The sequence below is a fragment of the Enterobacter hormaechei subsp. xiangfangensis genome, assembly GCF_001729785.1.
Taxonomy (GTDB): Bacteria; Pseudomonadota; Gammaproteobacteria; order Enterobacterales; family Enterobacteriaceae; genus Enterobacter; species Enterobacter hormaechei_C.
This window is the reverse complement of the sequence record NZ_CP017183.1, coordinates 319,363-344,271: the sequence shown is the minus strand read 5'-3', so window position 1 is coordinate 344,271 and position 24,909 is coordinate 319,363. Positions and strand designations below refer to the sequence as shown.

Annotated in this window: 23 protein-coding genes; 5 read left to right on the top strand and 18 right to left on the bottom strand. The window is 55.7% G+C overall.

Going from position 1 to position 24,909, the window contains the following annotated elements; genetic code table 11:
* Nucleotides 1-11 precede the first annotated feature (11 nt).
* Both BFV63_RS01650 and BFV63_RS01645 read right to left on the bottom strand, forming a co-directional pair.
* Nucleotides 12-701: an LrgB family protein gene (locus tag BFV63_RS01650; RefSeq protein ID WP_022650232.1), complete on the bottom strand. Its 690-nt coding sequence runs from the start codon at nt 699-701 to the stop codon at nt 12-14.
* Nucleotides 694-1,104, bottom strand: coding sequence for a CidA/LrgA family protein (locus BFV63_RS01645; RefSeq protein WP_022650231.1), 411 nt, complete (start codon nt 1,102-1,104; stop codon nt 694-696). The genes BFV63_RS01650 and BFV63_RS01645 overlap by 8 nt, the downstream gene beginning before the upstream one ends.
* 102 nt (nt 1,105-1,206) lie before the next feature.
* Between BFV63_RS01645 and BFV63_RS01640 the strand changes: the two genes are divergently transcribed.
* Entirely contained in the window at nt 1,207-2,088 is an 882-nt protein-coding gene (locus BFV63_RS01640; protein ID WP_023324015.1) for a LysR family transcriptional regulator, read from the top strand.
* A 59-nt stretch (nt 2,089-2,147) separates the two neighbouring features.
* Here the strand turns inward: BFV63_RS01640 and BFV63_RS01635 are convergent, their stop codons facing one another.
* The 4 genes from BFV63_RS01635 to soxR form a co-directional block, all read right to left on the bottom strand.
* Entirely contained in the window at nt 2,148-3,794 is a 1,647-nt protein-coding gene (locus BFV63_RS01635) for a Na+/H+ antiporter (RefSeq protein WP_003860270.1), read from the bottom strand.
* A gap of 152 nt (nt 3,795-3,946) precedes the next feature.
* A complete protein-coding gene (gene ghxP, locus BFV63_RS01630; RefSeq protein WP_023315228.1) occupies nt 3,947-5,296 on the bottom strand; it encodes a guanine/hypoxanthine transporter GhxP in 1,350 nt (449 codons plus the stop codon).
* A 294-nt stretch (nt 5,297-5,590) separates the two neighbouring features.
* Entirely contained in the window at nt 5,591-6,262 is a 672-nt protein-coding gene (locus BFV63_RS01625) for a glutathione S-transferase family protein (protein WP_003860274.1), read from the bottom strand.
* A gap of 310 nt (nt 6,263-6,572) precedes the next feature.
* Nucleotides 6,573-7,031 carry a redox-sensitive transcriptional activator SoxR gene (gene soxR, locus BFV63_RS01620; protein WP_032661173.1) on the bottom strand — a complete coding sequence of 153 codons (459 nt, stop codon included), beginning with the start codon at nt 7,029-7,031 and terminating at the stop codon, nt 6,573-6,575.
* A 98-nt stretch (nt 7,032-7,129) separates the two neighbouring features.
* On the opposite strand from soxR, the gene soxS reads away from it, so the two are divergent.
* Nucleotides 7,130-7,456, top strand: a complete 327-nt coding sequence (soxS, locus tag BFV63_RS01615; RefSeq protein WP_003860277.1) for a superoxide response transcriptional regulator SoxS — start codon at nt 7,130-7,132, stop codon at nt 7,454-7,456.
* Between the two features lie 6 nt (nt 7,457-7,462).
* Here soxS and BFV63_RS01610 read toward each other — a convergent pair whose 3' ends face one another.
* Together BFV63_RS01610 and BFV63_RS01605 are read right to left on the bottom strand one after the other, a co-directional pair.
* Nucleotides 7,463-9,028 carry a cyclic di-3',5'-guanosine monophosphate phosphodiesterase PdeC gene (locus tag BFV63_RS01610; protein WP_003860279.1) on the bottom strand — a complete coding sequence of 522 codons (1,566 nt, stop codon included), beginning with the start codon at nt 9,026-9,028 and terminating at the stop codon, nt 7,463-7,465.
* A gap of 265 nt (nt 9,029-9,293) precedes the next feature.
* Nucleotides 9,294-10,694 carry a sensor domain-containing diguanylate cyclase gene (locus tag BFV63_RS01605; protein ID WP_003860281.1) on the bottom strand — a complete coding sequence of 467 codons (1,401 nt, stop codon included), beginning with the start codon at nt 10,692-10,694 and terminating at the stop codon, nt 9,294-9,296.
* Nucleotides 10,695-11,137: 443 nt separating this feature from the next.
* Here BFV63_RS01605 and BFV63_RS01600 point away from each other — a divergent pair, with 443 nt between their 5' ends.
* A complete protein-coding gene (locus tag BFV63_RS01600; RefSeq protein WP_003860282.1) occupies nt 11,138-11,419 on the top strand; it encodes a YjcB family protein in 282 nt (93 codons plus the stop codon).
* 61 nt (nt 11,420-11,480) lie between these two features.
* Here the strand turns inward: BFV63_RS01600 and ssb1 are convergent, their stop codons facing one another.
* Nucleotides 11,481-12,005, bottom strand: a complete 525-nt coding sequence (gene ssb1 / locus BFV63_RS01595) for a single-stranded DNA-binding protein SSB1 (protein ID WP_003860284.1) — start codon at nt 12,003-12,005, stop codon at nt 11,481-11,483.
* A gap of 251 nt (nt 12,006-12,256) precedes the next feature.
* Here ssb1 and uvrA point away from each other — a divergent pair, with 251 nt between their 5' ends.
* Nucleotides 12,257-15,079, top strand: coding sequence for an excinuclease ABC subunit UvrA (uvrA, locus tag BFV63_RS01590; RefSeq protein ID WP_069597426.1), 2,823 nt, complete (start codon nt 12,257-12,259; stop codon nt 15,077-15,079).
* Between the two features lie 3 nt (nt 15,080-15,082).
* Here the strand turns inward: uvrA and BFV63_RS01585 are convergent, their stop codons facing one another.
* The 6 genes from BFV63_RS01585 to dnaB form a co-directional block, all read right to left on the bottom strand.
* Entirely contained in the window at nt 15,083-15,436 is a 354-nt protein-coding gene (locus BFV63_RS01585; RefSeq protein WP_003860288.1) for an MmcQ/YjbR family DNA-binding protein, read from the bottom strand.
* Nucleotides 15,437-15,438: 2 nt separating this feature from the next.
* The gene (locus BFV63_RS01580; protein WP_032672110.1) at nt 15,439-15,855 is read right to left on the bottom strand and encodes a secondary thiamine-phosphate synthase enzyme YjbQ; all 417 of its coding nucleotides are present in this window, start codon (nt 15,853-15,855) and stop codon (nt 15,439-15,441) included.
* Between the two features lie 112 nt (nt 15,856-15,967).
* Entirely contained in the window at nt 15,968-16,681 is a 714-nt protein-coding gene (gene aphA, locus BFV63_RS01575; RefSeq protein ID WP_003860292.1) for an acid phosphatase AphA, read from the bottom strand.
* Between the two features lie 259 nt (nt 16,682-16,940).
* The gene (tyrB, locus tag BFV63_RS01570) at nt 16,941-18,134 is read right to left on the bottom strand and encodes an aromatic amino acid transaminase (protein WP_023315226.1); all 1,194 of its coding nucleotides are present in this window, start codon (nt 18,132-18,134) and stop codon (nt 16,941-16,943) included.
* Nucleotides 18,135-18,243: 109 nt separating this feature from the next.
* On the bottom strand, nt 18,244-19,323 hold the full coding sequence (alr, locus tag BFV63_RS01565; protein WP_048241541.1) for an alanine racemase: 1,080 nt from the start codon (nt 19,321-19,323) through the stop codon (nt 18,244-18,246).
* A 16-nt stretch (nt 19,324-19,339) separates the two neighbouring features.
* Nucleotides 19,340-20,752: a replicative DNA helicase gene (gene dnaB, locus BFV63_RS01560; RefSeq protein ID WP_003860298.1), complete on the bottom strand. Its 1,413-nt coding sequence runs from the start codon at nt 20,750-20,752 to the stop codon at nt 19,340-19,342.
* A gap of 60 nt (nt 20,753-20,812) precedes the next feature.
* On the opposite strand from dnaB, the gene BFV63_RS01555 reads away from it, so the two are divergent.
* Complete coding sequence (locus BFV63_RS01555; RefSeq protein WP_003860300.1) at nt 20,813-21,796, top strand: quinone oxidoreductase; 984 nt, start codon at nt 20,813-20,815, stop codon at nt 21,794-21,796.
* Between the two features lie 184 nt (nt 21,797-21,980).
* On the opposite strand, the gene pspG is transcribed toward BFV63_RS01555, so the two are convergent.
* The 3 genes from pspG to BFV63_RS01540 form a co-directional block, all read right to left on the bottom strand.
* A complete protein-coding gene (gene pspG / locus BFV63_RS01550; protein WP_003860302.1) occupies nt 21,981-22,223 on the bottom strand; it encodes an envelope stress response protein PspG in 243 nt (80 codons plus the stop codon).
* 136 nt (nt 22,224-22,359) lie between these two features.
* Nucleotides 22,360-23,355: a tRNA dihydrouridine(20/20a) synthase DusA gene (gene dusA / locus BFV63_RS01545; RefSeq protein ID WP_003860304.1), complete on the bottom strand. Its 996-nt coding sequence runs from the start codon at nt 23,353-23,355 to the stop codon at nt 22,360-22,362.
* 82 nt (nt 23,356-23,437) lie between these two features.
* Entirely contained in the window at nt 23,438-24,724 is a 1,287-nt protein-coding gene (locus BFV63_RS01540) for a conjugal transfer protein TraF (RefSeq protein WP_225535938.1), read from the bottom strand.
* Nucleotides 24,725-24,909 lie beyond the last annotated feature (185 nt).

Here is a 24,909-nt window from a genome sequence, read left to right as displayed (position 1 = left end):
GGCCGGGGAGCTTAAAACATCACCCACGCCACCAGCGGTGCGATCAGCACCATCGTGACGCCCGAAAGCATCATCACCAGGCTCGCGACAACGCCCTCCTGCTGTCCCAGCTCATAGGAACGTGCCGTGCCCGCGCCGTGCGACGCCGCGCCAAATCCCGCGCCTTTGGCCATTCCTTCCCGAATAGAAAGCCGCAGAAACAGCATATCGCCCACCGCCATCCCAAAGACGCCCGTCACCACCACAAACAGCGCCACCAGATCCGGCTGGCCACCGAGCGGTTTGGCGGCTGCCAGCGCAAACGGCGTGGTCACCGAACGCACCGCCAGGCTGCGCTGGATTTCATCCGACAGGGTAAACAGGCGCGCCAGCCAGACCGAGCTGCACACCGCCACCACCGTCGCGGTGACGACGCCCGCGCTGAGCGACATCCAGTGGCGTCTGATAATAGCGAGGTTGTCATAAACGGGTACGGCGAAGGCGATGGTCGCCGGGCCGAGCAGCCACAGCAGCCAGTGGGATTCGCCAATGTAGTTCTGCCAGGAGATATGGCCGAAGACCAGCATCAGCACCAGCAGGATCGGCGTAAAGACCAACGGCATCAGCGGCAGCGCGCGAAAGCGGCGATACAGGCGCTTGTTGGCAAAGTAGATGACAACTGTCGCAATCAGGCACAGCAGGCTTATCTGAAAGTTAGTCATGCTTCTGCCTGCTGATTTCAAAGCGATACACCTTATCCACCACCCAGGCGGTGGCGCCCAGCACCATCAGCGTGCTCAGGGCGATAACCGCAAAGATGCGCCAGCCGTCGACCATCAGCAGTTGTGCATAATTCACCACCGCCACCACGGCCGGCACAAAGAACAATAGCATCTCCGCCAGCAGCCAGCGCGCCCCGGCGCGCACCCAGTTAAGGGGCAACGCGCGACAGAGGATCAGCGTCAGCATCAGCACCATCCCCACCAGGTTGGCGGGTAAAGGCAGATGCAGCCAGTCGACAAGATATTCCGCGAAAACAAACAGTCCCGCGTAGAGCAGTACCTGAACCGGTACCTGAAGTCGTTGCACAACGGCAGGCGTAACACGGCTTAACGCCACGGCCATGGGGGTTTTCCTCAGAAATGAGACGAGGCGCCAGTATAGTGAGCGTACGGTATCGACTGAAATGAATTAAAATCATCGAAGGTATAGTTTCGAGGAATAATCATGGACATAAGAACGCTGCGCTATTTTGTCGAGGTGGTTCGCCAGCAAAGTTTTACTCGCGCAGCGGAGAAGTTATTCGTAACCCAGCCGACCATCAGCAAGATGCTGAAAAACCTCGAAGATGAGCTGAACTGTACGCTGCTGATCCGCGACGGGCGCAAGCTACTGCTGACCGATACCGGTCGCGTAGTGTTCGAGCGCGGGCTGGCCATTCTGGCAGAGTTCCGCCAGCTGGAGGCCGAGCTTGGGGACATCAACCACCTGACAAAAGGGCTGCTGCGGCTCGGTATTCCGCCGATGGTCGGCATGATGATGGCCGGGCCGATAAGCTTGTTTCGCCAGCGCTACCCCGGCGTTGAGCTAAAAATTTCTGAATTTGGCGGCCTGACCGTGCAGCAGGCGGTGATGAACGGTGAACTGGACGTGGCCATGACGGCCCTTCCCGTAGAGGAGGAAAGCGGCCTGGCGACGCTGCCGCTGTTCAGCCACCCGCTGTGCGTGCTGGTGCCGCGCTCCGGCGACTGGCTGAAGATAGACGCAGTAAAACCCGAGCTGCTCGGCGAACACCCGCTGCTGATTTACAACGAAGATTTTGCCTTAAGCCGCCAGCTGATGGCACTGTTTAACCAGCACAACGTAAAGCCGCGCATTGCGGTGCGCAGCGGCCAGTGGGATTTTCTGGCGGCGATGGTACAGGCGGGCGTGGGGATTGCCATTCTGCCGCAGCCGATCTGCGAGCGGCTGGATAAAAACACGCTGCGCTGGATCCCGCTGGAGAGCGACCTGCACTGGCAGCTGGGGATGATCTGGCGTGAAGGGGTCTATCTGTCGCACAGCGCGCAGGCGTGGTTGCAATGCTGTGAGGGGTTTTGGGTGCCCTGACCCCTCACCCCAACCCCTCTCCCCATAGGGCGAGGGCTAGGGTGAGGGGGCAAAGCGCGCTACTGATTCTCTATCAACAACGCTTCCAGCAGGTCCAGATCGTGCAGCAGCTTTTGCAGCGTCTCGTTACTGATCTGCCGCGTCGCGCGCAGGTGATACAGCTCGGCACGCTCGGAGCGCAGCGCCGCCAGGCGGAAACGGCGTTCGAGGTTCTCTTCCTGCAACGAACTTTCCACGTCGTTACGTCCGTCAGCACGGCGACGCAAATTACCAATCACGCGTGAACTGACTTCCTTCAGCAGCTGGTTATCAATGTTCTCTTCGGCATCGGCGGCCAGACGCTCCTCCATTTTCTCGATGGCGACAATCGCCACTTCCGCCGTCGCCGCACGGGCAATCCGCTCTTCTTTGTGCTGTTGCGAGGAGTCACCCGCGTCAATATGTTGCAGCAGAATCGGCAGCATAATCACGCCGACAAACAGCGAGAAGAGGATCACGCCTGCCGCCAGGAACACCAGCTCGTAGCGCGCCGGGAAGACGTCGCCCGTCGGCAGAAGCAGAGGAATGGAGAGCACACCAGCAAGGGTGATCGCCCCGCGAACGCCCGCGAAAGAGGCAATCAGCAGCTCGCGCGTGGTCCACGAGCCAAACTCCATCGGCTTTTTGGTCAGGAAGCGAACGCTGAATTTCTTCATCGTCCACAGCCAGCCGAAACGTACCAGCATCAGCGCAAGGTAGATGAGCACGATATCGGTAAATAGCATCCAGACTTCAACGTTTGGATCCGCTTCGGCCGCAATCAGCGAGGATTCCATAATGCCCGGCAGTTGCAGGCCCAACAGCAGGAACACCATGCCGTTAAAGACAAACTCGAGCATCGCCCAGGTACTGTTTGCACGCAGGCGCATCGCCAGCGGTGCGCGGCGCATCACGCCGGAGCGGGTGATGGTCATCCCCGCAGCTACCGCCGCCAGAATGCCCGACACGCCGATATGTTCGGCAATCAGGTAAGAGGCGAACGGCAGCAGGAACAGCAGGACGATCTGCGTCGCCGGTTCATCACCACCCCAGCGGCTAAGGAAGCGCAGCGAGCGTCCGTACAGCCAGCTCACTACGAAGCCCGCGAGGATACCGCCAATCGCCACCTTGAAGAATTCCAGGGTCGCGCCGCCTACGGTAAAGACCATGGTGCCCATGGCAACCGCCACGGCAAACTTCAGGGCGACCAGGCCAGAGGCGTCGTTCATCAGCGCCTCGCCCTGCAAAATGCCCATGATTTTCTTTGGAATGCGCCCTTCACCCACAATGCCGGACAGCGCCACGGCGTCGGTAGGCGACAGCACGGCAGCCAGCGCAAAGGCGGGGATGAGCGGGATCCCCGGTACGGCCCAGTAGATCAGGAAACCAATCCCGACCACGGTGACGACCACCAGCGCCAGCGCCAGGCCGAAGATCTCTCGCCCGTGCTCCAGAAATTCGCGCGTCGGCGTTTTCCAGCCATCGGCAAACAGCAGCGGCGGGATAAACAGCACGAGAAACAGTTCCGGATCGAACTCCACGTGCAGACCGAACGTCGGCCACGCCAGCAGCGCGCCGATAGCTATTTGCATTAAGGGCAGGGGGACCTGGAAGGGCAGTACGCGTGTAACCACCCCGGATAATGAGACCACAAGGGTCATGATGAGTATTGTGAAGAAAATTTCCATGCGTTCCCTGTTTGCTGTGTTTCTTATAAGCCAAACCTGAGGCGTCGTGCCTCTTATTCTATCCTCTCCAGAGTAACGTAAAAGGCAACAGGATGAGTCCTGAAAATAAAAACGGGCGGCCTGAGCCACCCGTTTTCGCATAAAAAGTCAATTCAGATGGCCCAGCCGCCCGCGTAGAACGCCACCAGCGCAACGGCGATGACCACGGTCCCAATGTTCAGCTTGCGCCACTCACCGGAGACCAGACGCCCAATCACCAGCGAGGCGAAGCCGATCATAATGCCGGTCACGATGTTACAGGTCAGCACGATGAATACCGCAGTGATCAGGCCGGACATGGCATCAACAAAATCCGCGAAGTCGATTTTCGCCACGTTGCTCAGCATCAGCAGGCCAACGTACATCAGCGCAGGTGCGGTCGCGTAAGCTGGCACCAGATAAGAGAGCGGAGAGAGGAACAGGATCAGCAGAAACAGTACGCCAACGGTGATGGCCGTCAGGCCGGTTTTACCGCCCGCCGCCGTACCCGCTGCGGACTCGATGTACACCGCCGCAGGCGCCGCACCCACCAGACCAGAGAAAACGCTGCTCAGGGAGTCGGTGGTCAGCGCTTTGCCGCCGTCAATAATCTGTCCGTCTTTATCCAGCAGGTTCGCCTGACCGGCCACCGCGCGGATGGTGCCGGTGGCGTCAAACACCGCGGTCATTACCAGCGCCAGCACGCTTGGCAGGATCACTGGGTTCAGCGCGCCCACAATATCCAGGCTGCCAATCAGGGAGTTGCCTTTGTCATCGCTCAGCGACGGCATGGCGAAAATCCCGGAGAAATGAACGGTCGGGTCGAAGATCAGGCCGACGATAGACACGCCGATAATGGTCAGCAGAATGCCGCCCGGCACTTTCAGTTTTTCCAGGCCAATGATCACCGCCAGACCCACCAGCGACATGATCACCGGGAAGCTCGCGAAGTTACCCAGCGCAACCGGCAGGCCGTCCAGCGGGTTCTTGATGACCAGGCCGACGCCGTTGGCAGCGATCAGCAGCAGGAACAGACCAATACCGATGCCGGTGCCGTGCGCCACGCCCTGCGGCAGGTTGCGCAAAATCCAGCTACGAATGCCGGTTGCTGAAATTACGGTGAACAGCACGCCCATCAGGAACACGGCGCCGAGCGCTACCGGGACGCTGATCTGCTGGCCCAGCACCAGGCTGAAGGCGGTAAACGCGGTCAGGGAGATGGCGCACCCGATCGCCAGAGGCAGGTTCGCCCACAGGCCCATCACAATCGAACCCACACCCGCAACCAGGCAGGTGGCAACGAAGACCGCCGCTGGCGGGAAGCCCGCTTTGCCGAGCATGCCCGGCACCACGATGACGGAGTACACCATCGCCAGAAACGTGGTCAGACCGGCAACAACTTCCTGGCGCACGGTGCTGCCGCGAGCAGAAATCTTAAACATGGCGTCAAGTGAACCGCCGGTACGCGCAGATGGCGTAGACATAGAAAACATCCCCTGAGAGTTTTTTAGGAAGTCCGTAAGCGAGGTGGAGACGCCACTGCCAGCTAAACGTCAAATCCTTGTGTTGCGTTTGCGACGAAAGGGCGTCACAGAAAAAGCAAACGTTTAGCTCCGCGCTTACAAACGGGTGGTCAAATTAAGGCAAACGATTATCTAGCCTAATACCCGCCCTTTTCAACTGAACTTTCTCGTTTTTCGCTAAAATTGCCTCATGACGATGAAGAATTAAGCAGAGGATGCGCAAACGTTATCGTCCATGCGCAATTTCGTTAAATTTCATCCCTCGCCGGGGATCGTCAGTGGGCCGCCTTTCGCAAGCGTTGTCTGCCAGCCCGGACGTGCCTCCACTCTCTGTTTCCACGCCGCTATGTGGTCGAGATTGTCGATGCCGCCTCTCGCCAGCAGGGCGAAGAGGGGAAAACTCATCTGGATATCAGCCATGGTCAGCGTGTCGCCGGCAAACCAGCTGTTTTCGGCAAGATGATCGTTAATAAAGCGCGCATGCGTTTCCAGCTGGCGGTTGAGATACGCTTTTTGCACCCCCTGCCCCAGCGCCTTACCCAGCGTGCGCAGGCCAAACGGGACGGGTGGTTTGCCGAGGCTGTTAAACACCAGCTTCATTAACAGTAGCGGCATCAAAGACCCTTCGGCGTAATGCAGCCAGAAGCGATACTGCACTTTATGGGCGGGATCTAACGGTTTGAATCGTGACGCCGAATCGTACGTTTCCTGAAGATATTCCAGAATCGCACCTGATTCGGCCAGAACCAGTCCGTTATCTTCGAGTACCGGGGATTTTCCCAGCGGATGCACTTTTTTGAGCGAGTCTGGCGCGAGCATGGTTTTTTCACGCTGGTAGCGCACGATGTCGTACGTCAGACCCAGCTCTTCCAGCGCCCAGAGGACACGATGTGAACGAGACTGATTAAGGTGGTGGACCGTTAGCATGATGTTCTCCGATGATTCATACTTTTTAACTATAGAAAACTGAACAACTTCACGAAAAAAATTCGGCTAAAATCTCACCGTCTCCGGTGGCAAAAACGGCGGCCGGGCATAAAATTAAAGTGTCAGTACAAACCGGAACCTCCTTCACAAGCTCGACACGAGGGGTACTGATGTCGGGGGAAACCCTCCCGTGAGCCAGCGGGATAGAGAGAAAGACAAAGACCGGAAAAAACTAAAGCGCCCTTAGTGGCGCTTTAGTTCTTTATGTTTGTTGCCGGGTGGCGGCTGCACCTTACCCGGCAAACACCTCTCAATCCTCCTCCAGCAACCGTGCCCCTGTTCCCTGCTCGCCCAGCCTGTCACCCGGGTTACGCAGCGGGCAATCGCTACGTGATAAACACCCGCAACCAATGCAGCCATCCAGTTCATCGCGCAGGGCCACCAGCGTGTGAATACGACGATCCAGTTCTTCTCGCCACTGGGACGACAGCTGCTTCCACTCTTTCGCGCTCAGCGAGTGTCCTTCCGGCAATACGCCGAACGCGTCACCAATGGTGGCCAGAGGAATGCCGATACGTTGCGCAATTTTGATAATCGCCACGTAGCGGAGCACGTCGCGCGTGTAGCGCCGCTGGTTTCCGGCGTTGCGGGTACTTTTTATTAACCCTTTGCTTTCATAGAAGTGGAGCGCCGACACCGCCACACCGCTTCGCTTCGCCACTTCACCGGGGGTTAACAGTGCTTTGATGCGCGGTAATCTCTTTTCCATAAAACCTCTTTACCTCAAGTTAACTTGAGGAATTATACTCCCCCGCAGAGAAAATGACGAATCAACCAGGACAGATGTCTCCACAGAGGGGTAACCTTATGTCGCATCAGCAAATTATTCAGACACTTATTGAATGGATTGATGAACATATCGACCAGCCGTTGAACATTGATGTGGTCGCTAAAAAGTCGGGCTATTCGAAATGGTATTTACAGAGAATGTTCCGCACCGTAATGCATCAAACGCTGGGTGATTACATTCGCCAGCGCAGGCTCCTGCTGGCGGCGCAGGCGTTACGCTCAACGCAGCGGCCCATTTTTGATATCGCAATGGATCTGGGCTATGTGTCGCAGCAGACCTTTTCCCGCGTCTTCCGCCGCGAGTTTGACCGTACGCCGAGCGACTACCGCCATCAGCTCAATTAATGCGTGTTAACGCAAGGGTTGCTGCTGCCAGGCCATAAATGCCTGGGGCGGCATCGCTTTCGCGAAGTGCCATCCCTGGCAATACTGTACGCCACGCTTCAGCAGCCAGCTCACCTGCTCCCCCGTCTCGACCCCTTCCGCAATGGTTTTCAGCCGCAGGCTTTGCGCCATCTCAATGATGTGCTCGGCAATCAGGTGGCTGGTGCTGTTGGTGGTTAAGGTATCGATAAAGGATTTGTCGATTTTCAGGATATCGACGTTCAGCGAATAGAGGTTATGCAGGTTAGAGTAGCCGGTTCCGAAATCATCAATCGCCACTTCATACCCCGCCTGACGAAACGCCTGAATGACCGGCGTGGTTTTCGGCACGTCAATAAACCCCCGCTCCGTCACCTCAATTTTGATCTGCTGCGCGCGAACCGAGTAAAAGCGGGCTTTGTCGGAGATCAGGGCGATAAGACGCGAAGAGTGGAAATCTGACGCCGACAGGTTAATCGAGACATACAGATCGGGATGAGCGGCAAGAAAATGGCCCAGATCGCTGAACACCTCCTCAACGACGTAATCCGTAATGCGCTCAATCATCCCCTCTTTTTCTGCCAGGGGAATAAATTCCGCCGGGCTCATAACCTGACCGTTGAATCCAGGCCAGCGCAACAACGCCTCTGCCCCCACGCACTGGTTATTTTTAATATCAATAATGGGCTGATAATGGACGCACAGCTGGCGTTTATTCAGCGCCCGGTGCAGAAGTCGGCCAGGCGAATTGAATTCACGGTGTGTACGCGACCACACCAGCAGAATAATAATGCTGCAAATTATCCCTAGCGGTAGCGTCAGGGTAGCCTGATGATAAAGCGTTTTATAAAAACGGGCACTGGAGGTTGAAACGATGGCCGCAATGGGCCGCTGCTCTGATTTTACGATCGTATAAAAACGGTCATCTTTCTGAAAAGTCGTTTCCTGATGTCGAAGCATCGAATGCAATAAAGAAATATTGGCTTTCTGGCTCACAGAAAAGAATGCATTGCTGACGGTGTCATACACTCCCCACGACAGGGAACGATCGTCTGACATCACCTCACTGTACGAAAGCGGGTTGACCACTGCGACATAATTTCCGCGCTGCATATATATCATTTTATAACCATTAAAAAATGGTGTATCGCGAAAATAATAGATAGCAACGTCGGGTTTACGTGTGTAATTGGCAGCGGGGATGATGTAAGGGTGTTCCGGCGTAAAAAGGGTCGAGCAGAGAAAGTCCTGGCCATCAGCATAAATTAAATCGGCAACAAAAAGGCGACCGCGGGAAACGTTCAACATATATTGACGATGCTCCGGCGTACACACTTTGCCCTGATATTTTTCCGCGTCTTTCCGGGCCAGGTCAACCTGTTGAATAACCCGTTCAGTTTTATTTAAAGCAAGTTCAGCAAACGTGCGCAGCTGGGCGCTGATTTCCGACACTGCACTAAGCTGGGCAAACCATAGCGCAAGCATCACCGGCAGCATAACTACCATGATAATCCCGACCACTTTGAGCATTTTGCGCCGCGCGCTACGATTCATTTCCCGCTCTGTATCCCTGCATGTTGTACGCCTGTAGCAATGAAGACCGGCTGCTTTGATAAACAGGTGATTACGTTGCATGAATCATAGGAAGTTAGCAACTGACTTTTGGTATTAAAAATCCTAAAATTCGTGATGCCGATAATATTTTCCCGTAAGCCAAACTAAAAGTATTCATTTCGTTTCTGATAAGGAAAATAATTACCCGCGACAGGTGTGGAAAATTCGCTGGCTGAAATAGCCTGCTCTTTGTTCTTATGCTGATTTATAAATAATCAGACGCCAGGACCGTTTTTCCTCTTCCCGTACGCTTGGCGTCATATAATGCCTTATCGGCACGCATCAGTATGGCAGAAGTATCTCGTTGCCCCTGACAGACTTCAACCACCCCGGCGCTGAAGGAGAGTACCAGCGTTTTATCGCCCACACGCAGCGGTTTTGAGATCAGCGCGGCACGCAGGCGAGAAGAGAGCAACGTAGCGGCCATACCATCCGTACGCGCCAGCAGAAGAACAAACTCTTCGCCCCCCACCCGTCCCAGCGCTGACCCGGCCGGGCTCACCTCGCGAATACGGTCGCAAAAGTGAATCAATGCTGCATCGCCAACCTGATGTCCCCACCGATCGTTAATCTGCTTGAAATAATCGAGATCGAACATCAGGAGACAGAAGTGGCTACTGACATCCTGCGGCGAACTGGCTGCCAGCGCCATTTTGAGCTGCTGTAAGATTGTCGAGCGATTCAGACAGCCCGTCAGATCGTCCGTGGTGGCTTTGACGGTCAGCTGCTGTTCTGCTTTTTTACGTTCGGTGATATCCAGGCCAATATTGAGAATGGAGTTATCCGGCAAAAGGATGTTTGACCAGAGAATCGTTAACTGCGTCCCGTCTTTACGCACCGGGTGCCATTCGTACATATCCTTAAGTGGTGCGAAACGAACCGACTCCTGCACGCGCTGTCGCTCCTCGGGATCCGGATAAAACAGGGCCAGCGGATCGGGGTGCTCGTCGATTTCAGTCATACTCCAGCCAAAGACTTTTTCGCATTCGGCATTCCACAATACACACCGGTTATGCCTGTCAAAGGCGTTCATTAATACCGGCGCACGCTCAAATAAGGTTTTATATTGCGTGACGACGCGCTGCATTTCTTGCGCCGTTTTTTCCCGCACGATGATGTCATCAAAATAATCTTTAAGCTTCTCAACCAATACCACCACGATATTTTTCAGTATCGGCAACGAGGTAAGTTTTCCATTAAAAGCCAAAAAGAAATAACCACTGCACTGTCTGCCATGCGCTGAGAGTTTACACAGGACGCCGCTTTGCAGCCGCGCATAGCCCGGGTGCTGAGGGGAAAATACCGCCCGGCCAATATGCGCTTTCCAGTAGATAACCCGCCAGGCGCGGTGATGCCGCTGCAACAGGGTGCTGGCAAGAAAATCCGCCACGTTGAAGGCGTGACACGTCACGTCGCCGGCACAAACCACGCGCGGCCCGTCTGCGGATTCGACACTGACCCACGAGAGATTTGCCCCCAGAGCGCTGTTGATGGTTTCCAGCATTTCAACCGGCGAACACTGCGCGTTGAGTTGCGGCATCAGCTTCGCCAGGGCGTGCAGCGCCTGCATGCTGTCGTTAATAATCTCGCGTCTTTGTTCTTTCATTATCTTTTCGCAGGTCATTAATCGAGAGAGCAACCGCAATAACTCATATCTGAATAAAAGAATAAGACCACGAAATCAAAGAGCATGCTGAGTGTAAAACAAAGAATATAAAATCCAAAAAAGGCAATTAATTCAATGCGATGAATTATTTCTGCGGGTACATTTATTGTTCCACACAAGCATAATCCATAGACATACTGCTGTAAACGCTATACAGCCGAAGGTGTTTTGCAAAGGTTTTGCTATCTGAATGAATTAAAAATAAAAATTCCGACCAGACGCGGATACGAGCGACGACGATATATTTTCCCTGGTAATAAACCCACTTTTACCTCACGCGGATACTGGCTAATAAAACAGCAAATGTGATATAGTTCACACATCTTATGTAACGAGAAACATTGTTTCATTCCAGTTCGTCTGTTTTGTCGAGGATGAGTTTTATGGCAACCATTACCACCAGCATGGTGCTCCTGCGCTGGCCGTTGTTGAGCGCGGTTTTGATGTTCCTGGCCAGCACGTTAAACATTCAGTTCCGAAAGTCCGACTACGCAGGTCTTGCTGTGATTAGCACCCTGTTAGGGTTAGGCGCCGCATGCTGGTTCGCAACAGGTTTGCTCGGTATTACGCTGGTGGATATAGCCGCCGTCTGGGAAAACATTAAAGTGGTAATGGTTGAAGCCATGAGCCACACCCCACCAGACTGGCCGATGGTGATTACCTGATAGCCTGTTATAAAAAAACCCAGACATTATCTGGGTTTTTTGTGTTTCACGCGTCTGGATATCAGAACGGGATATCGTCGTCGAAATCCATTGGCGGTTCGTTAGACGGTGCCGGAGCAGACTGCTGCTGCGGACGGGACTGCGCGCCGCCGCTAAACTGATTGCCGCCCTGCGGCTGCTGAGGCTGGCCCCAACCGCCCTGCTGCTGGCCGCCACCTGCCGGTGCGCCGCCGCCCTGACGGCCACCCAGCATCTGCATGGTGCCGCCAACATTCACCACCACTTCCGTGGTGTATTTTTCCTGACCGGATTGATCGGTCCATTTGCGGGTACGCAGTTGGCCTTCAATGTAAACCTGAGAGCCTTTACGCAGATACTCACCGGCCACTTCAGCCAGTTTGCCAAACAGCACAACACGGTGCCATTCGGTCTGCTCTTTCATTTCACCGGTCGCTTTATCACGCCAGGATTCGGAAGTAGCCAGCGTAATGTTGGCAACTGCGCCACCACTCGGCATGTAGCGTACTTCCGGGTCCTGGCCCAGATTACCGACGAGAATCACCTTGTTTACGCCTCTGCTGGCCATGTTCGTGTCTCCTGAATACGTTTCTTAATAGTGTAAACGCGCGAGTGTATCATTTCCATGCGACACTTTGATAGTTGCGTAGCATGTTCCAGAGTTCTCTCGCGGACTCGACATTGTTACACAGTGAATCAGAAAATGCATTCCAATACTGTATATTCAAACAGGTCATTTTGTGTCATAATTAGCCGTTTCTGACAGCCGTTTGTCCTTCAAACAAATCAGGCAATCCGTGTTCCAACCGGGAAAGGTGAATGGATAAGATCGAAGTTCGGGGCGCCCGCACCCACAATCTCAAGAATATCAACCTCATAATCCCTCGCGACAAACTCATCGTCGTGACCGGGCTTTCGGGGTCTGGCAAATCCTCACTGGCTTTCGACACTTTGTATGCCGAAGGACAGCGTCGTTACGTTGAATCGCTCTCGGCGTACGCGCGTCAGTTCCTGTCGCTGATGGAAAAACCGGATGTCGACCACATTGAAGGGTTATCTCCTGCTATCTCCATTGAGCAGAAATCCACGTCGCATAACCCGCGATCCACGGTCGGTACCATTACCGAAATCCATGACTACCTGCGTCTGCTGTATGCGCGCGTGGGCGAGCCGCGCTGCCCGGATCACGACGTTCCGCTGGCGGCCCAGACCGTCAGCCAGATGGTGGATAACGTGCTGTCGCAGCCGGAAGGCAAACGCCTGATGCTGCTGGCGCCAATCATTAAAGAGCGTAAGGGCGAACACACTAAAACGCTGGAAAATCTGGCAAGCCAGGGCTATATCCGCGCCCGTATCGACGGCGAAGTGTGTGACTTGTCCGATCCGCCAAAGCTGGAGCTGCAAAAGAAACACACCATCGAAGTGGTGATTGACCGGTTTAAGGTCCGTGAAGATCTGGCGACGCGTCTGGCGGAATCCTTTGAAACGGCGCTGGAACTGTCGGGCGGCACGGCGGTGGTGTCAGACATGGACGATGCAAAAGCGGAAGAGCTGCTCTTCTCCGCCAACTTTGCCTGCCCGATTTGCGGCTACAGCATGCGCGAGCTGGAACCGCGCCTGTTCTCGTTCAACAACCCGGCGGGCGCGTGCCCGACCTGTGACGGCTTGGGCGTTCAGCAGTATTTCGACCCTGATCGCGTGATCCAGAATCCGGAGCTGTCGCTGGCGGGTGGCGCCATTCGCGGCTGGGACAAGCGTAACTTCTATTACTTCCAGATGCTGAAGTCGCTGGCGGAGCACTACAAGTTCGACGTTGAAGCCCCGTGGGCCAGCCTGAGCGCGAACGTACATAAAGTGATCCTGTTCGGTTCCGGCAAAGAGAACATTGAGTTCAAGTACATGAACGATCGCGGTGACACTTCCGTGCGTCGCCACCCGTTCGAAGGGGTGCTGCACAACATGGAGCGCCGCTACAAAGAGACCGAATCCAGCGCGGTGCGTGAGGAGCTGGCGAAGTTCATCAGCAACCGCTCCTGCGCCACCTGCGAGGGCACGCGCCTGCGCCGCGAAGCGCGTCACGTGTTTGTCGAAAACACGGCGCTGCCGACCATCTCAGACATGAGCATCGGCCACGCGATGGACTTCTTCAACAACCTGAAGCTCTCCGGCCAGCGCGCGAAAATCGCTGAAAAAGTGCTGAAAGAGATCGGCGATCGCCTCAAGTTCCTCGTGAACGTTGGCCTGAACTACCTGACGCTTTCCCGCTCGGCTGAAACGCTCTCCGGCGGTGAAGCCCAGCGTATCCGTCTGGCGAGCCAGATTGGCGCAGGCTTAGTCGGCGTGATGTACGTGCTGGATGAGCCGTCTATCGGCCTACACCAGCGGGACAACGAACGCCTGCTCGGCACGCTGGTTCACCTGCGTAACCTTGGCAACACTGTGATTGTGGTTGAGCACGACGAAGACGCCATTCGCGCCGCTGACCACGTGATCGACATCGGCCCGGGCGCTGGCGTGCACGGCGGACAGGTGGTGGCAGAAGGGACGCTGAAAGACATTATGGCGGTGCCCGAGTCGCTGACCGGCCAGTACATGAGCGGCAAGCGCAAAATTGAAGTGCCAAAACAGCGCGTGGCGGCGAACCCGGAAAAAGTGCTGAAGCTGACCGGCGCGCGCGGCAACAACCTGAAGGACGTGACCCTGACGCTGCCTGTCGGGCTGTTCACCTGCATCACCGGCGTGTCCGGTTCCGGTAAATCGACGCTGATCAACGATACGCTGTTCCCGATTGCGCAGACGGCGCTGAACGGCGCGACGCTGGCTGAACCTGCACCGTACCGCGACATTCAGGGGCTGGAGCATTTCGACAAGGTTATCGATATCGATCAGAGCCCGATTGGCCGCACCCCGCGTTCCAACCCGGCGACCTATACTGGCGTCTTTACGCCCGTTCGTGAACTCTTCGCGGGTGTACCGGAAGCGCGTTCGCGCGGCTACACGCCAGGCCGTTTCAGCTTTAACGTGCGCGGCGGCCGCTGTGAAGCGTGCCAGGGCGACGGCGTAATCAAGGTTGAGATGCACTTCCTGCCGGATATCTACGTGCCGTGCGACCAGTGCAAAGGCAAGCGCTATAACCGCGAAACGCTGGAGATTAAGTACAAAGGCAAGACCATCCACGAAGTGCTGGATATGACCATCGAAGAGGCGCGCGAGTTCTTTGACGCCGTCCCTGCGCTGGCGCGTAAGCTGCAAACCCTGATGGATGTGGGTCTGACCTATATCCGTCTGGGGCAGTCAGCGACAACGCTGTCCGGCGGTGAAGCGCAGCGCGTGAAGCTGGCGCGTGAGCTGTCCAAACGCGGTACCGGTCAGACGCTGTACATTCTGGACGAGCCGACCACCGGCCTGCATTTTGCGGATATCCAGCAGCTGCTGGACGTGCTGCACCAGCTGCGCGATCAGGGCAACACCATCGTGGTGATTGAGCACAACCTGGACGTGATTAAAACCGCGGACTGGATTGTCGATCTCGGCCCGGAAGGCGGCAGCGGCGGCGGTGAAATCCTCGTCTCCGGTACGCCAGAGACCGTTGCAGAGTGCGAAGCCTCGCACACCGCGCGCTTCCTCAAACCGATGCTGTAATCGTTACACGGAGAGCTGCTGTCGGATCGTTTCCGGCAGCAGTTCAACCGCCTGTTGATACGACGCATCCACCAGGTAGTAAATTTGCGAATCTGGCAGCGAGCCGTCGAGAAACACCGTACTCCAGTGTGCTTTATTCAGATGCTTGCTAGGCCTGACATCATCGTGCTGCTGGCGCAGTAAGTCGGCCAGTTCAGGACTGGTTTTCAGTGATGCCGCTGGCCGCGCATCCACCTCTTTCACCATCGCGAACAACACATCCCCCACTTTGATCTGCGTGGCTTTCCAGTCGCTGTGTACGCTTTGTTCCGCCCCCGGCTTGCTCATGCAGTACTGAAGTATCTCCGAAATTGTCATCTTTATTCCCCTTGTAGCGTTGCGATAATTTTACGCGAACCACCGTGAATGCGATGTTCTCCCAGCCAGATCCCCTGCCACGTTCCCAGCTGTAGCCGTCCGTTGTGGACCGGCAGCATCAACGAGACGCCCAGCAAAGAGGATTTGATGTGTGAGGGCATATCATCCGCCCCCTCGTAATCATGCTCATACGGGGCGTTATCCGGGACGGTTTTCAGAAAATGCCGCTCCATATCAGACCGGACGGTGGGATCGCAATTTTCATTGAGCGTGAGAGAAGCAGACGTGTGCTGAAGCAGCAGATGCAGCAAACCCGTTTTGACGCGCGACAGGTCGCGGATTTGCCCGATGACTTCGTCCGTCACAAGGTGAAATCCGCGTGGTTTTGCGCTTAAGGTCAGGGTCTGTTGATACCACATGTGCTGCTCCATTATGAAAGGTGAATCTTTCTAAGTGTGCAGCAAGAAAGCGAAAGGTAAAACCCGCGCAGCGAGATTTGCTTAAAAAAGCATTCACCCCGCCGTTAATGCATCAGTATTCAGAGTTAACGATCACCTCTTCACCAAATTTTCCGGCCATCGGCAGCGGTCGGTAGGTGGAGTTCGAGGCGCGTAACACCCTGATGCCTCTGGCTCCCACGTCGTGCGCCGCGGTGATGTCGTTATCTGAATCCCCGTAGAACACTTTGATATTTTTCTTTTCCAGCCACTGGGTTTTGGTGTTTTGCCCTTCCTGGTCCCCGGCAAAAATGACCGGATTCATGCTGGCCGCCGGGATCAGAAAATCATCCTGTAGCGTTTTCGAGACGGTTTCGGTTTTGGTCTGGCTACGTCCGGTCACGAAGTAAATGCTGTCGCCGCGCTTTACGTGCATGGCGATCAGCGCGCGGGCAACCTCTTTCGGGATACTGAACTCATCCCAGCCGTTGTTCATCTTTTCCCAGAATTCCGGGTTTTTCAGATAGGCTTCGCTGTCCGGGGAGTACGTTTTTTTGCCGCGCCAGAAACCGGGGCTGGAGAAGAGAACGGTATCGTCAATATCGAAGCCCACGGCCATCGGCGGGCGACCCGTCAGGCTGTTTTCAATTTGTGCCACTGAAACCCAGTGAATGGGGGCCTGTTCGGCAAGAATGGCGGCGGTGGTGCCGGTGTAAAGCGGCGTGGGTGCAGAAGCCCGCGCAACAACGGTACTATTAAGCGAGAACAATAAGCAGGCGGCGCTGAGCGCCAGTGTGATCTTGCGCATATTTTCCCCTGAATATTCAGTTTGTTATCTTTTTATTTTGAGCGGATGGTCAAAAAACTATCCGACCATAACCCCAGCGGGAGGGGAAGGAAAGGAGTTTTTACTTATGAAGCGGAATAAAAAGAAGACGATCACAAAGTGTGGATAAGTAATGTAGGCCCGGTAAGGCGCAGCCGCCACCGGGCAAGATTTTCTGCGGCCTGATGCCCTCACCCCAGCCCTCTCCCACAGGGAGAGGGAGATAATAAGTAGTGAGTACTTACATCACAGCTGCAAACGCCTGCGCCACGCGCTGGACGTTGCTGGCATTCAGACCCGCCACGCACATACGGCCGCTGGCGATCAGGTAGACACCGAACTCTTCACGCAGGCGATCGACCTGCGCTGCGCTCAGTCCGGTGTAGCTGAACATCCCGCGCTGCTTGAGAAGATAATCAAAGTTATGCCCAGGCACGGCCTCTTTCAGGACGTTAACCAGCTCCTGACGCATCGACAGGATGCGCTTACGCATCGCTTCTACTTCGGCAAGCCAGGACGATTTCAGTGTTTCGTCACCGAGAACTGTCGCCACCACCTGCGCACCAAAGTTCGGCGGGCTGGAGTAGATCCGGCGGACCGTCGCTTTCAGCTGGCCGAGTACGCGTCCCGCGGCTTCAGCGTCTTCACACACCACGGACAGACCGCCAACGCGCTCGCCGTACAGGGAGAAGATTTTTGAGAAGGAGTTGCTGACCAGAGCGGGAAGCCCCGCGCTGGCAATCGCGCGAATGGCGTAGGCGTCTTCCTCCATGCCCGCGCCAAAGCCCTGATAGGCGATGTCGAGGAACGGGATCAGGTTACGCGCCTTCAGTATCTCGATCACCGCATCCCACTGGGCATTGGTGAGGTCCGCACCCGTCGGGTTATGGCAGCACGGATGCAGCAATACGATACTGCGCTCCGGCAGGGTGTTCAGTTTTTCCAGCAGCGCATCAACGCGCACGCCGTTGGTTTCGCTGTCGAACCACGGATAGGTTTCAACCTTAAAGCCCGCGCCCTCGAAGATCGCAACGTGGTTTTCCCACGTCGGGTCGCTGACCCACACGCCGGAATCCGGGAAGTACTTTTTCAGGAAATCTGCGCCTACCTTCAGCGCACCCGAGCCACCCAGCGTCTGGATAGTCGCTACGCGCTTTTGCGCGAGCACCGCGTGGTCCGCACCAAACAGCAGCGGCGCGATAGTGTTGCGGTAGGTGTTTAATCCTTCCATCGGCAGATAAAGCGAAGCACCGTGCGGGGTTGCGTTAAGACGCGCTTCAGCTTCAGCAACGGCTTTCAACTGAGGAATGATGCCGTCTTCGTTGTAGTAAAGACCAATGCTGAGGTTCACTTTGTCGCTGCGAGGATCTTCTTTGAAACGCTCCATCAAGGAGAGGATAGGGTCGCCGGCGTAGGCGTCTACTTTCTGAAACACGCGATGTTCTCCGGATTATTATGAGGCAGGGAATTCAACAATAAACCGGAAGCGGAAGAAGATCGAGGGGATGTTAACAGCAGCGGGATGCACCGCATCCCGCTCATGCTTAGTCGACGTATTTCATCGCGACCCTTGAGGTAAGACGCGTGATAAGTTCGTAAGCACTCACTTTTGTTATTTCAGCAATACGTTCTACCGGCAGGCCTTCGCCCCACATCACCGCATCGTCCCCCGCTTTATCCTGCGCGTCGGGCCCCAGATCAACACAAATCATGTCCATCGCCACGCGGCCGACAATCTTCACTTCACGACCGTTGACCAGCACCGGCGTGCCCGTTGGTGCGGCGCGGGGATAGCCGTCACCGTAGCCCATCGCCACCACGCCAAGACGGGTTTCGCGCTCGCTGATCCAGGTGCCGCCGTAACCTACCGGCTCTCCCGCTTTGTGCTCACGCACGGCAATCAGCTTTGAAACCAGCGACATCACCGGCTTAAAGCCAAAGTCCGGCCCCCAGGGTTTGTTCTCCAGTGGCGATACGCCGTAAAGAATGATGCCCGGACGCGCCCAGTCGAAGTGCGACTGCGGCCACAGCAGAATACCGCCGGATGCCGCGATCGAGCGCATCCCCGGTTTGCCTTCGCAGAAGGTGTTGAAGATATCAAGCTGCTGTTCCGTTGCGCCGCATTCAGGCTCATCGGCGCGGGCAAAGTGGCTGACGATGTTCACCGGCTGACGCACATTTTTGCACTGACACAGACGCTGATAAAACGCCTCCGCGCTTTCCGGCCGCACGCCCAGACGGTGCATGCCCGTGTCGAGCTTCATCCAGACGGTGACCGGCTCGCTCAGTTCGGCCGTTTCCAGCGCGGCCAGCTGTTCTTCGTTATGCACCGCCGTGTGCAGGTGCTGATCGGCAATGGTCGGCAGGTCCGAGGCTTCAAAAAAGCCTTCGAGGAGCAGAATCGGTTGCGTAATTCCACCTGCGCGCAGGCGGAGAGCTTCTTCGAGACGGGCGACGCCAAAAGCGTCGGCATCGGGGAGCGTTCGCGCGGTCTCAAGAAGACCGTGTCCGTAAGCGTTCGCTTTCACGACTGCAACGAGCTTACTGGCGGGCGCCAGTTCTCGCAGACGTTGCAGGTTGTGTCGCAGAGCGCGGCGGTTAATAACAACAGTTGCCGCTTGCATTTGAATTCCTTAGAAATTACTCATCATCATATTGAGGACCGGCATAGTTGTCGAAACGCGACCACTGGCCGTTAAAGGTCAGACGTACCGTACCGATGGGGCCGTTACGTTGCTTACCAATAATAATTTCGGCGATCCCTTTCAGGTCGCTGTTCTCGTGATAAACCTCATCACGGTAGATGAACATGATTAAGTCGGCATCCTGCTCGATGGAGCCGGATTCACGCAGGTCGGAGTTGACCGGGCGCTTGTCTGCACGTTGTTCCAGAGAGCGGTTAAGCTGCGACAGCGCCACCACCGGCACGTGCAGCTCTTTGGCTAACGCCTTGAGCGAGCGCGAAATCTCGGCAATCTCCAGCGTACGGTTGTCGGAAAGCGACGGAACGCGCATCAGCTGAAGGTAGTCGATCATGATGAGACCGATGCCACCGTGTTCACGGGCGATACGGCGCGCGCGGGAGCGCACTTCCGTCGGCGTCAGGCCGGAGGAGTCATCAATATAGATGTTCCGTTTTTCCAGCAAAATCCCCATGGTGCCGGAGATCCGCGCCCAGTCCTCATCGTCCAGCTGACCGGTACGGATGCGGGTCTGATCCACGCGCGACAGGGACGCCAGAGAACGCATCATGATCTGTTCAGAGGGCATCTCCAGACTGAAGATAAGCACCGGCTTATCCTGCAACATCGCCGCGTTTTCGACGAGGTTCATTGCAAATGTCGTTTTACCCATCGACGGACGTGCGGCCACGATAATCAAATCCGACGGCTGAAGACCTGCCGTTTTCTTGTTGAGATCGTCATAACCGGTGTTCACCCCCGTCACGCCATCGTGCGGCTGCTGGAAAAGCTGCTCAATACGTGCAACGGTGGCGTCGAGCACATCGGCGATGTTTTTCGGGCCTTCGTCTTTATTCGCACGGCTTTCGGCGATTTTAAAGACGCGGGATTCCGCCAGGTCGAGCAGATCTTCGCTGGTGCGCCCCTGGGGATCGAAACCGGCCTCGGCGATCTCATTCGCCACCGAGATCATCTCGCGGACAACGGCACGTTCACGAACGATATCAGCGTAAGCGCTGATGTTCGCGGCACTTGGCGTGTTTTTTGACAGTTCTGCCAGATAGGCAAATCCGCCGACGCTGTCGAGCTGTCCCAGACGCTCCAGCGATTCTGCGAGCGTAATCAGGTCGATCGGGCTGCCCGACTCCTGCAAACGCGCCATTTCCGTAAAGATGTGGCGGTGCGGGCGGGTATAGAAGTCTTCCGCGACAACGCGCTCGGCGACGTCGTCCCAGCGTTCGTTATCCAGCATTAAACCGCCCAACACCGACTGTTCCGCTTCAATCGAGTGCGGCGGGACTTTTAACCCGGCGACCTGATAATCACGCTCACGAGGTTCAGTCTGTTTGTTGAAGGGTTTGTTTCCTGCCATAGTGAATGGAGTTACCGAGATAAAGAGTGGGTCGAAAGATTACCACATTCTGGAGGAAGCATGGCAACACGTATTGAATTTCACAAGCATGGTGGCCCTGACGTACTCAAAGCGGTGGAATTTACCCCCGCTGCGCCTGGCGAGAACGAAATCCAGGTGGAAAACAAAGCTATCGGCATTAACTACATCGATACCTATATTCGCGGCGGCCTCTATCCGCCTCCGTCGATGCCGAGCGGGCTGGGCACCGAGGCGGCCGGCATCGTCAGCAAAGTGGGCAGCGCGGTTAAGCACATTAAGGAAGGCGATCGCGTGGTGTACGCGCAATCGGCGCTGGGCGCTTACAGCTCCATCCATAACGTTCCGGCCGAGAAAGCGGCGCTTCTGCCAAATGCGATCGGCTTCGAGCAGGCTGCCGCCTCATTCCTGAAAGGGCTGACGGTCTATTATCTGCTGCGTAAAACCTACGAAATTAAGCCTGACGAGCAATTCCTGTTTCACGCAGCCGCAGGTGGCGTGGGGCTGATTGCCTGCCAGTGGGCGAAAGCCCTGGGCGCGAAGCTGATCGGCACCACAGGCAGCGCGCAAAAAGCGCAGCGTGCGCTGGACGCGGGCGCATGGCAGGTGATCAACTACCGGGAAGAGAGCATCGTTGAGCGGCTAAAAGAGATCACTGGCGGCAAAAAGGTCCGCGTGGTGTATGACTCGGTGGGGAAAGACACCTGGGAATCTTCGCTGGACTGCCTGCAACGTCGCGGGCTGATGGTGAGCTTCGGTAACGCCTCCGGGGCTGTCACCGGGGTGAACCTGGGCATTCTGAATCAGAAAGGATCACTGTACGTCACTCGCCCTTCCCTGCAAGGTTACATCACCAACCGGGAAGAACTCGAGGAAGCCAGCAACGAGCTGTTCTCGCTGATCGCCAGCGGGGTGATTAAAGTGGATGTGGCAGAGGCGCAGAAATATCCGCTGACCGATGCGCAACGTGCGCATGAGGTGCTGGAGAGCCGGGCAACGCAGGGGTCGAGTCTGTTAATTCCCTGAGCCATAAAAAGAAATTGGGCTTCCCGTGGGAAGCCCTTTCTTTTTTTAGTTCGGCTGTATGTAGGGTACAGCTCGATGAATTCTTTAGCGGCAGCCATAGTGACAGATTCGATAAGTAAATCCTATTCTGTTCTAAGGATTGCTGCCGGAAAAGTTGCAGGTATGTGACGTACCCCTCAATACCTTAGTAACGGAAGCGGTTATTACGCTGATAACTGGGCAGTTTTGGCGATTTAATCGCCCGTATCGCCCATACCACCGCAATCGCCAGAAGTAACCACGGCAAGAGTTTAATCGTCAGGGCAAATAAACCGCCGACAAACATCACCACCGTGGCCACAACGAGCGCGGCCAGGATACCGAGCAGCGACACGCCCGTGACCATCAGCATGATAAAGAAACCAATCACAAAAAGTAGTTCAAGCATGGTGCTCTCCCACGAGTTCCCGAATGATGCTGCGATCGTTACAAGAATCATGCCAAAAATAAGTTGTTGTTCTGAAAGCAAAACGCCCCGCAATGTGTTGCAGGGCGTGGCGTATTTGACCATCTTTTAGCGAAATTTAACGTTTATCCGCAACCAGACGCAGCGCGTGTTCCAGTACCTCAATATCCGCACCGGCTTTATGCGCGTTCTCGCTGAGATAACGACGCCACTGGCGCGCACCAGGAATGCCCTGGAACAGGCCAAGCATATGGCGGGTAATGTGGCCCAGATACGTACCATGACTCAGCTCGCGCTCAATGTACGGATACATGGCGCGCACTACGGCCACGGGATCGGTGTCAGCACCCTCAACGCCAAAGATTTCCCGGTCAACCGTCGCCAGAATGCCCGGATTCTGATACGCCTCGCGTCCGACCATCACGCCATCCATATGTTCGAGGTGCGCTTTGGCCTCGTCCAGCGACTTAATACCGCCATTGATCGACATGGTCAGGTGTGGGAAGTCGCGTTTCAGCTGGTACACGCGCGGGTAGTCCAGCGGCGGGATCTCGCGGTTTTCTTTCGGGCTGAGGCCAGAGAGCCAGGCTTTACGGGCGTGGATGATAAACATCTCGCATTCACCCTTCCCTGATACGGTGTTGATGAAATCACACAGAAACTCATAGCTGTCCTGGTCGTCTATGCCGATACGGGTTTTGACCGTGACCGGGATAGAGACGACGTCGCGCATCGCTTTGATGCAGTCCGCCACCAGGTGTGCATTACCCATCAGACACGCGCCGAACATACCGTTTTGCACACGGTCGGACGGGCAACCGACGTTGAGGTTAATCTCGTCATAGCCGCGTTCTTCAGCCAGCTTCGCGCACTGCGCCAGCGCAGCCGGATCGCTGCCACCCAGTTGCAGCGCAACCGGATGCTCCTCTTCGCTGTACGCCAGATAATCGCCCTTGCCATGAATAATTGCGCCGGTAGTGACCATTTCGGTGTACAGCAGCGTATGGCGGGAGAGCTGGCGCAGGAAATAGCGGCAGTGTCTGTCCGTCCAGTCGAGCATTGGCGCAATGGAGAAACGGTGTGCAGGGAAAGCGGTCTGGAATTCTGACGACATGGCGAAGTTTTAAGCATCTGGTGGAAAAGGGGCGCTACTATAGCATAAAGAAAAGCCGGAGGCGCAGCGCCTCCGGTGGACTTTAGAACGTCATGCTCAACTGTGCCCCTGCGCCCCAGGTCTCGTCTTCGCCATAAAGCCCCATCAGGTCAACGTGGACGGCGTTGAACGGCGCGAAACCGACACCGCCGGTAAAGACGTTGCTGTCGTTCCCTTTCATATCCGCACGATAACCGGCGCGTACTGCCAGCCAGCTCAGCGGCGTGACTTCGGCACCGACGCCAACGTACTGGGAGGTGTCTTCGCTTTTAAAGCCCTTGGTTTCGGTCAGATCGCCGTCTGCGGTAAGCGTGACCAGATCGTTATGCCAGGCGGCCCCGGCAGTGACCAGCGGACGGATCTGATAGGTGTCTTTATAACTCACTACCTCTCCCGTGCGTCCGTTGCGAATGTGGATATCTTTGGTATCGATATCGCGCGACATCAGGTTTTGTCCGCTCACACCGACCGTCCAGTTTTCACCAAAATCAGCCGCAATACCGGCATCGACGTTGAAGCCAGTGTCGTCGGTACGGTAGCGGCTGTCGTTCCACTTATTACTGTCGTAATCGTAGATTGAGGTGGTGTAGTTATAGAGCCAGGTTTTTTGCAACTTCGGCGTGACGCCAACGGAAACCGGAACGCCGCCAAGATCGAACTGACGGGCCACCGCAATACCGTAGTCGGACACAATCGCCGCCCGACCAGACGCCGTAGAGTTAAGGTTTTTGGTGATCTGATCGGTACCGTTTAGCGCGGCATCCAGCGCCACACCGGCAGCCACCGCATCGCTTCGTTGTATACCGCGCAGATAATCAATGTCCTGCTGATCGATTGAAGAGCTGACCCGGCCATGGGCATAGCCTTTTGCCATAAAGGCCACGGAAAGAACATCGTTAGGGATACTGACGGCAATCCCCGCCCCTGCGGTGGCGTGTGCGGTCTTGCCTTTCAGGTAGTCCAGTTCATCAGCGAGATCTTTCGCTGCGCCCTGGAACTGATTGATCGAACCTAATGGATTGGTGATAACTTCAATGGGGGTCAGACTATCAACCACATCCTTGTAATGATTGATTTTGTCGTTAATGGTATCAATCTCGTCCTGAAGATTGTCTTCATCGGTCACCTGCACGCCAACGGACGGCAAAATAACCGTCACATCATCCTCGGGCTTAGATTTTGCCAGCAACGCGGGGTTGATTAACGCCCCGCTGCCATAGCTCCCTGCCGCGACACCCGTTCCGCCCATTGCGTCGCTACGCGCTTCCGTCCAGGTATTGGCTGCTCCCGCCTGATTTGCCATAAAAAAGGAGACAGCGATGCTAACCATCGAAAATTTAAAATGTTTTTTCACAGTGTGCTCGTAAATAGTTTGTTATTAGTTAACCCTGTCTGTTATCACCCAAACAGGAACGAACTATTGCTGTGAATAAGTGCAAAAAGACCCGCTATTTCCTTAAGTTAAATTCCATCCCGGCCTGTTGTAATATGTGACGACCATCAATATTTATAGAA